4 protein-coding genes are annotated in these 9,097 nt (G+C 63.8%); 1 reads left to right on the top strand and 3 read right to left on the bottom strand.

The genetic code is table 11. The features are described from left to right. Positions 1–211, top strand: a 211-nt coding sequence (locus ABEA30_RS03320) for a transposase (protein WP_425584599.1), incomplete at its 5' end; no start/stop codon positions are given. Between the two features lie 74 nt (positions 212–285). Here ABEA30_RS03320 and ABEA30_RS03315 read toward each other — a convergent pair. From ABEA30_RS03315 to ABEA30_RS03305, 3 genes are read right to left on the bottom strand one after another with little or no spacing between them, the layout of a single operon-like run. After that, a complete protein-coding gene (locus ABEA30_RS03315) occupies positions 286–5,670 on the bottom strand; it encodes an ATP-binding protein (RefSeq protein WP_345578964.1) in 5,385 nt (1,794 codons plus the stop codon). Beyond that, complete coding sequence (locus ABEA30_RS03310) at positions 5,667–7,037, bottom strand: hypothetical protein (RefSeq protein WP_345578961.1); 1,371 nt, start codon at positions 7,035–7,037, stop codon at positions 5,667–5,669. The genes ABEA30_RS03315 and ABEA30_RS03310 overlap by 4 nt, the downstream gene beginning before the upstream one ends. 2 nt (positions 7,038–7,039) lie before the next feature. Next, on the bottom strand, positions 7,040–8,956 hold the full coding sequence (locus tag ABEA30_RS03305; protein ID WP_345578958.1) for a hypothetical protein: 1,917 nt from the start codon (positions 8,954–8,956) through the stop codon (positions 7,040–7,042). Positions 8,957–9,097: the final 141 nt, after the last annotated feature.

The raw sequence follows: 9,097 nt of genomic DNA, 5'->3' as shown, positions 1-9,097 counted from the left end.
ATACCGGCGCGCAGTGCGAGCCCGTGGGCACTTCCCCAACGACGCCGCCGCGCTGAAATGCCTCTATCTCGTGACCCGGTCACTTGACCCCACCGGGCGAGGTCGGGCACGCTGGGTCACGAGGTGGAAGCCCGCGCTCAACGCCTTCGCTATCACCTTCGAAGGCCGAATCAACCAACAATGCGCCAGGCCAGATCCACCGTTAATCTGACAGACCCATCCACCGTCTTCTGTGAAGAGCCGCTAAAGCCTAGTCAAGTAGGGGAGCCAACGGGCGGTGTCAGTCTATTCCTCCAAGGCCCGGGGTGCCGCTGCTGCTTGCCCCCGTTCCATGAGCTCGTAAAACGGGGTGCCACGGATGATCCTGCCGGGCTCATCCAAACCCTTGTAGAGGGCATTGTGAACGTCAAGGGAAGAGACCGATTCCGCGAGGAATCCATCGACCTTTATGCCGACCCTGTCCAGGTCCTTCTGCGATACGGAGGGAACCTTGTGGACGAACCATGTCAGGAGTGGCTCGGCCCAGTCGTTCTTCGCCGGTTTGAAGTGGTTCAGGAACTGGGAGGCGAGGATCACCCCGACACCGAATTCCCGTCCCTGCAGCAGGATGTTCATGAGCACTTCGAAGTCGTAGCGCAGGATGTTGATTGCTTCGTCCACCAGCAGGTAGGAGTTGAGGCGGCGTAGCTGCGGGTCGACGCCCTCAAAGGGCCGCTTGGCTTGCCTGGTCATGTAGCCGTAGTACTCATTGAGGAAGAGTGCTACGAGGGAGTTCTTGCCGTCCTGATTGGATCCGAACTCGTTCAGCGCCACGACAAGGACATTGTCGTCCAGAAGGTCATCGATGGAGCGAGCCTTTGTGGGATCCTCCGTGAAGACGTGTTGGTACACGAAGTCCGAGAGGATTGAAGTGACCGAATCGGCCTTGGCCCCATCCCGGTAACGCTCGTGGACCTGACGGAGGGTTGGCGGCCGCCCATCGTGCTCACGGTAGAGGTCCGTGATCGCATCGACGAGGCGCTCCCGCTGCACGGGCCCAACGCCACTGTAGATGCGTTGGAGGACGTCGAAGAAGTCTACGGCAACCTTATACGCTGCCCTCTCGCTGTATTCCCCCCTGATCGCGAGCGGATTGAGTGGGATGTCGTAGGGCTTCAAGACGCGTCCGCCGACGGCCTCGAGGAAGTCCTGATTCTGGAAGTCGCGCTTGTAATCGAAGATCAGGAAGCTCAGGGGATTCGGCTGGTTCTCCTTTGCGGCGCTCCGCAACTGGTAGACGATCGCCTTCAACAACTGGGTCTTGCCCGTGCCGAGATCGCCAGCGACTCCGATGTTGAGCTGGTTCAACCGTGTGTTAGAGGGCCAGAGGGTCGGTCTGCCGCGCCCAATGCCGCCCGGGTAGTTGCCTAGCTCGAAGCGGATGCCAACTCCTTGGATCGATTCTGGGGCATCCGCTGTGCGGGCAGGCTTGATTGGGTTCGCGGCCCCATCCCCCTGTGCACGGGTCTCTTGCTCAGCCTCCCGTGGCTTATGTGGCTGGGCGTGTTCCGGGGGAGTGGGATCGGCAGGGCTGGTTGCCTCGTCGATGACTTCTTCGGTGGGTACCTCTGCAGTTGCCCAATCAACGATCTGGCTCAGGGACGTGACGAGGTCATTCCCTGAGGAGTCGCCGTTCTCGACGACCTCGAATACCCGCCGCGGACGGGCGATCAGGCAGCCGTAGGTGGCGCCTCGAGCTCCCTCGACGTCCGTGTGCGCGCGGTAGTCATCGCTGCCCGTGTCGCCATGTTGGAAGTAGAGGATGACTGGCTTGCCAACACGGATGTCAGTCTCCGCTCGAATGACTTCCTCGAGTGCGTCTGTGCTGCCGAAACTGCTATGCCCATTGGACTGCTCCGCAAGACGAAGCCCACTCTCCAAGAGGGTTGCGAAGGCGGCATCCCAGAGCCTGGCGTCCGCTGAGCCTTCGGATGACTGGCGGCGGTCGAGGGCCTGCTGCAGCGATTCGACCGTCGTCGACGCTTGGCCGTAGGCCTCGTTCAGGGCTGCGCCCGGGTGGGGCAAGGCCGCGGCATGGGAGGCATCAGCTCCATAGAACTTGATCTCGATGGGGCAAAGGACTACGGATCCCGGTCGGATCCTGACGAGGAGCAGGTCAGCGCGCTTGGAGCTGTTACCTGCCTTGAAGCCACCGAGCGCCTCGATGAACGTATCGCAAGCGTCAAGTGGGAGCACGACATCGATCGCCTCCCCTGTGTCAACCCTGTCGATGAGCTCATAGGCCAGATAGAAGCCAAGTGCACCGGATTCATGCGTGTCGCCCCTCGCAAAGAGGGAGGAAAGCCCCAGCCCGCGGGTTCCGAGGCGGTCGAAAACCCGGCGAACCCGCTGCGTGACGGCTGCGCCATCGTCGATGATCCCGCTCAGCTTTCGGTGGAGGTTGGTTTCCAGGGCCTGCGATACGCGCGCCGTCGTCACGTATGGACGCCGCTCGATATAACCCCCGTACCTGCCTTGCAGGTATGGCGGGCGCCATTCCCAGAGCATCCGGGTCGGCATGTTGGCCGTGGACTGTCGGCTGAGCAACGCGCCCAAGGCGCCGGGGCTGAGGAAGGCCTCACCAGAGACCGTCCAATCGGCGCCGGTCTCCGTCAGGTAGGTGTTCGCGAGCTTGATCCCGAGGTCACATCGTGTTGGCGTGGATTCTAGTGATGAGATGGCGCGGTCGAAGGCATCCCATCCTGTGGAGCCCAGGGTAACGGAGGCGAACGCCTCCTTGGCTTCCACCAGCTCCGTGTTCCAGAAGCGTCGCAACGGAATCCGTCCCGCAACCTGATAGCCGGGCACGTTGTGCGATGCAGCGCGCAACTGCGCCCCGGAATCTTGCAGCAGCCGGATGTTGCTCGGAATGGCCTTCTTGCTGGACTGTGGCTTGTAGCGGGACCATGTGATGACGGTCTCGTTCCCCTCGAGTAGCTTGGTCAGCTCCTCGCGGGGAAGGTCACCGGAGCGGTGGAGGCTATCCATCACGCGGACCCCGCGCAGCCCCTTCTTCGCCCAGCTGCGGATCGTCTCGAGGACGGCTGCGTCGACCTCCCCAAGGCGGGGCGAGTCCATGGAGGCGGACAGGTCGATGGTCAGGCTTGGGATGTGTGGGTGCGCCCGCTCGAAGTCATTGAGCGCGGCAGCTGCCGCCGATGCCGTGAGGCCGCTTGGAGAAGAACCTGGTGCCGGTTGGCCCAGAACCCTGCTGGGGCTTTCAAGGGCTTCGTTCGCGTTGACCGACAGGGGCACCATGAGCGACCATGCTGCGAATATCTCCCTAGGCCCAGAGTCGCTCGGGATCGCGATGAGGCGCCCGTTGGGGCTTGCATCGGGTCCCAGCAGGGGGAATGCCCACCCCTCCACGACGCCTGCCAGACCAGTCACCTCATTGCTGGCGTCCTCGAGCGTCGCTTCAACCGAGGCCAGCCACGCAAGGCGGATGGGGTGGAGCGGGCTGACGAGCACCGCTGAGCATCGGTCCCCGTCCCAGACGCTGATGCTGAAGGGGAAGGCGGCCCAGAGCCGATCGAAGTCGTCTAGCTCCTTGGCGGTGTCTACCAGATAACCGTATGCGTTGAGGTACTCGTCGAGGAGATCGTTCTCGGTATCGACGAGGAATCGCCATGAGGTCTTGCTGGGCCAGGCTCCGCCCTGTTGCAGCCCTTCGAGGACCCTCCGGGCCACCGCCTGGAAGCGTTCGTAGGCGTCGGAAGTCAGCAGCTCCTGACTGACGTCGTGGAGGGTCTGCCGGTACCACGGGTCGTGGTAGCCGGCAGGAGTCAGCACGCTCGTGCCTTCCTCCAAGGCCAGGGATCGGTTGCTCGGACCCTCGGCCTCCACGGGCATGATGCAGTGTCCAAGTGAAGGAAGCAGCTCCTCCTCCGCATCGCCCTGGGCAAGGAACTCCTCGTAGATGCCGCGCGTCATGATTTGCGCAGACTCCGGCGGCTCGCCCCGGGAGAAGGGTTCCGAAAGGGGAGCTGCGGAGAGGGGGGTCTCAAACCGGGGATCTCCTTCAGGGCTGCTGAGCCTGAACGTAATACTCCCGAGGATCAGCTCGGTCGAGATGCCGGCCGGACAATGCCCGGTCGTCAGGGCCGGATGGAGCGTCCCGGATGAGAACTGGATCCCCGAAGCCTGGGGATCGTGCCCCCACGCAACGATGACGTGGCCACGGTCACGTTCGAGTTCATGGGTGAAGAAGGTCTCCTCGTCGTCTGGGCGCGTGGGCCCTAGGTACTTGCCGGACCCCAGCCCTGTCTTGGTTTCGGGGTACACCAGAAGGCCGCTGTCGGACGGGATCAGGGTAAGGCTGGCCTTGGCCGCCAAGTTGATCTGGCCCAGCAGCCCAGAATCTTCCTCCGCCTCAAGGCCGAGGGTGACCCTGATCGGCTGTACTCGGAGGCGTTTCCGGATGGCCACGTATCCGCGGATCTCGATGTCGGAGCCGCTGATCGTGACGTCCGTCGCGTGATAGGCGGCGGTGTCAGGCCGAGCAGTGACGTTTAAACCTGAGGTTCCCGCAGGGGGCTCTCCATGGAGGGCTACCTTGATCAAGAATTCCTCGGTGGCCCAGTGGCTGGGCTCCTGCAAGTCCTCGCCCAGCGGCAATAGTGCCGGGCTGCCGGGACCCGCCATCTCGAGTTCCATGCCGCCAACGGACACGATCCGCATGGGGGAGCTGTCGGTGAGCGGATGCTCGAAGATGGGGCGCGTCATCTGGGCCCAGTCCAAGGCCGTCCCCACCCCGGTGGCCAATTTCTGCACGGCGCGGAAGAGGCTGCCGGTCACCATGCGGTTGCGGTCGAAGGACTCCACGTCCAGGTCCCAAGTGGCCCAGCTGACTCGTTCCTTGACGTGGGCGAGCGCGATCCGAACCTGATCCGAATCGCTCCACCAGGCTTCCATGGCGTTCACGAACCGCTTCACGGCGGCCATGGTCCAAGGCTCCCCTTGATCTGGGTGGGGGAGTCCCATGGAAGCCCAGACGATCTCATCGAAGAGTTCGCCGAACGGTTGGTTGCCAGTGCCGGCGCTGGCCGCCTCCAGCTCGGATATCAGCCGTTCCAGCCCCTCATCAACATGGTGGTACCAGATCGAGTTCCAGGACTGGGTCAGGTCGCGGCTCTCCTCGTAGACCTCGCCGACGGCCCTTAGGCAGTTGCCGAGCACGAGCACGCAGTCGGCCTTCTCGGAAGGGCTCAAGGCGACATTGACTTGCGACTTGATCGTCTCGACGAGTTGGGCCGAGAGTTGGTCGAGCGTGAGCAGGCTTGAGGTTTGCGCAGGAAAGGCGGGGCCGAGCGCCTGCTTGTAGGAGCCATCGAACGAGGCAAGGTCCACGCCGCCTCCAGTGATCACGGCGAGCCTGTCGCCCTTGCGGTACTGGATCACGTTTGCGCGGGAGACCCGCGGTACCCACTCGTCGCTGGTTTCTAGCTCGTCGTCGATGAGGATGGCGTAGGGCGGACCGCCGGGGTTCGGGCGGAGCCGATTGGCCGTTGCGACCAGCACCTCCTGGATGGAGGAATCGAGTCCGGGTGGGAGTTGGATGAGCAGCAGGCCCGACTGCTGCTGGGCCACAGCGGCGATCGCCTGGGCGACAAGGGACTGATCCATGTTCATCTATCTCCCTCATAGGGGTTTGCCACGCGGACTCCATGGTCGGCGTCGGCGCTGCCGCGTGCCAACCCCGCAGCTTCCAGCAGCTTGACGAGTTCGGGCAACGGCGGCCGCAGCCCGAGCCGGGAGAGCTGGGCGATGATCTTGCCGACGTAGGTGGGCCTGCCCGGACCATCTGCGGAGAGGCCCGCGATCATGGCTACCCACTCGGTCCCGGGCTGGACCAAGGTGTAGTTCGTCGTCTGTCGTACCAACAGTCCGTAGTGGTCGGACTCGTCGCGCCGCACGAGGCTGTAGAAGACCGTTTCGTAAACGTTCTTCAGGCTGCTGGGACGCGACGGATCATTCAACGCCTCCCGTGCCTGGCCGAGGAAGGCGTCGGATCCGACCCAGTCACCAGACTCGTCCTGGGTCCGCTTGAGCTCGTCTGCGATGAGGACCCGCAGTTGACCACCCTCATCGATGCGCCGCCGCATGGCTGGCCGCACGCTGCGGGTTGACACCGGCAAGTAGCTGGCTGGCCATGGGAGGAGCTCCGGAGGTTCAGTGAGCACTTGGGTGGGCCCATCCTTTCCCTCTGCGGCGAGCTGGACCATCATCCTGTAGCGTTCGGCCTCCCAGAGGAACCCGAAGGCCATTCCCATGCGTAGGACGGTGGTCGCCCAGTCGACCCAAACCCGGGGAGGGAGGGCGTCCACCCATTGATCCGACGTCAGCTTGACCCAGGCGTCATGGAGCCAGCCAAAGGGGGAGTTGGGCAAGAGCCCGCGAAGCGTCTCGGGCGGCAGTGGCTGGTCCTTGGGGGAGTAGTTTCCATAGGCGTCGATGAAGGCGTCATCGATGATGCGCAAGAGGGGATCCGTCTCCCTCCGACGTAGGGCAGCACCCAGCCACCGCCGTGCCATTGAGGGGCTACCCGTCTTCTCATCGGAGCCGAGCAAGAACATGGTTTCCAGGATTGACGCGTAGTTCACGGGGTTCCTGAGGCCCGTCATCCCCACTGCATCCTGCAAGAGCGCCAACCCAGGCGTCATCGGGCTCGCGGCCCGGGACTTGGCCTTGGTTGGCCGTACGCCGGCGACACTATTCAGCACGCCTTCGGCGATGAGCTCATAGTGCCCGGCCTCGCCGACCAGACCTCCCTTGACGAGCGCCTGCGCGAACGCAATAAGCGCGTCGGAGTCGACGGGGCGGCTCTGCGCCACATCGTCAGCCCTAGCGCCGGTAGCCATGTACCTTCTTCCCGAGTTTGCGCCGTGTCCCGCTTCGCTCTCCAACACTTCCCAAGCCAGTGAGGAGATGAGCGTCTCGGACGAGGGCACGTACTGCGGCCTATTGAGTGGCAACAGGAGGGGGATCTGCGTATTCATGGTCACCACTTCTCCAGGGAGAGTTGATCGTCATTCATCCCGTACTCCAGAGCGACCTTGGGCGAGCGCCGAAACCTTGAGGACACGAGGCGTCGGGAGCGGAATCTCTCCACGCGTGGCTCCGTCTTCTCCCTTGCCTCCGTGAGGCCCAGCCAGTCCTGGGAGCATGTCATGGCCTCCCGCAGCAGGTCGAAGTCGAGCAGGACCGAACCGATGGGTTCACCCGCTTCCAGGACGTTCAGGTGAAGGGACTCGCCCTCCCTCTCGGTGTTGAACTGGAACATGTCGGCCCTCATGCCGAGCAAGGGCTCGGCGACGTGCCCCAAGATCGGTTCGGTCCGGCTGGCATACATCGGGACGACCGGGTTGGAGTTGGCGTCACTGGGGTGTCGGCGTGGACTCAACAGCGTCCTCAGCGGCCCTGTGATCGGATCGGGCGTGGAGGGCGAACGCCGCCATGCGTCAGTCCAGGCAAGGAGCACCTCTTGGAAGGCAGAGAAACCCAGGGCTGCGGCGTACATGCGGGCCAAGTAGCGCCCGTACCACGCAGTGGCCGCCCTGCGGTCAGCGGGCCTCGCGCTTGCCGAGAACTCGATGAAGGCCCGGTCTAGGGTCCGGTCGAAGGACTGCACGATGGCGGTGGCTTCTGCCGGGAGCCCCACTTCGAGGCTCTCAAGCGGTGATCCGCCGAGGGCGGTGCTGCTGAAGGCGTCGAGGACTGGTGATGCCCAACCATCTCCTCCGCCCCCGAGGCCGGGCCTGACGTCGAGCAGCGGATCACTAAGGCTGGTGAACCGCAGGACCGGACCTCGTTGCGCCCCCGTCTGGCGGGGCTCCAAGCCTCCGTAGAGGCCGATGAAACTCCGGAGGTTCGACAGCTCCTGCAGCTTGTGGAACTCCTGTTGTGGATCGCCATTGGGTGCCATCGCGGCGACGGCAGCGGGCGCTTCAGAGGCAGACATTCGCATGGGCAGATCAGAGAACAGCGCCCGCGCGATGGCTCCCCACACCTCCCGGTAGGTCAGTCTCTCCCCATTCGTGATCTCCGCAGCCCTGAGGAGTTGTAGGTGGCCGTCGAGTACCGGTCCTGACTGCAGGCTGGTGAGGTTTGCCCGGACGGGGTCCAGATGCTCCGGCAGGGTTGAATCCCAAATCAGGGAAGTGGCGACGATCTTGAACAGGGTGCCGGCGGGGGTGACCAGTCGTGAACCGCCGGCGAAGGGCTGGATGCGGTACCTCTCCGGCGTCAACCGGGGGGTGGCCCTCACTTCCGGCCGTTCCTCGAGGAGGGAACAGTTGTCGACGAACACGACACAAATCTCTGTCGGAGTGATTCCATCCACGGAGAGGGTGCAGAGGCGGAGGAAGCTCTCCCCGAAGCTCTCACCAATGGCGGGGTGGTCGTCGTCGCCGGTGGCAAGCCATCGTACGAGGGCATCTGCGGCAGATTCTCCCGACGTGGAGATGGCGTCGGCCAGGATGCCCCTGTTCACGCAGGCCAGGAGGTGGTCGCCCTGCTCCAAGGCGCGTCGTATGTCAGCGGCGAGACCTTCGTCGCCGCTCGCGATGGTTGCGTCATTTATGAGGGTGAGCCCCCGGCTGGCAGCCTGGAAGCGGTAGGTTCGGTGCGCGAGCTCGGCTGTCTGTGGATCGATCTCGGAGAGTTCGGCCCGTGCGACGATCCTGGCAGCCGCCTGTGACTTGCCACCACCCGGGCCTCCGACCAGGAAGAGGAAGCGCTGGTTGGGAACTGCGTCCTCGATTGCGTGGAGGAGCCAATGGCTTGCCTCCTGTACGCCTGCTGCTGGGGGGCCGCTGGCGGAATCAGGGACGCCGAACTTCGGGTCAGCTGCGACAGCGCTGCCTCCTGTGGCCAAGGACCAAATGAGTTCTAGTTCCAACCCCTCATGCATTTCCATCTACTGGCTCCTTTGGCATCGCAGGTAGACTAGCCGGTCGTCGTGGGAGTTGGCCTGCAATGTCAGGATCGACTCCTGCTGTGCTGCTAGTGGCGGTCGTTTGACCTCCACGGAGGTCAGCAATATCCTGGCCTGCGGATT

Origin of the sequence: Tessaracoccus lubricantis (genome assembly GCF_039544535.1) — a bacterium.
Lineage (GTDB): Bacteria > Actinomycetota > Actinomycetes > Propionibacteriales > Propionibacteriaceae > Arachnia > Arachnia lubricantis.
Note: the sequence above shows the minus strand (reverse complement) of the source record. Positions and strands in the feature narration are given on the sequence as shown.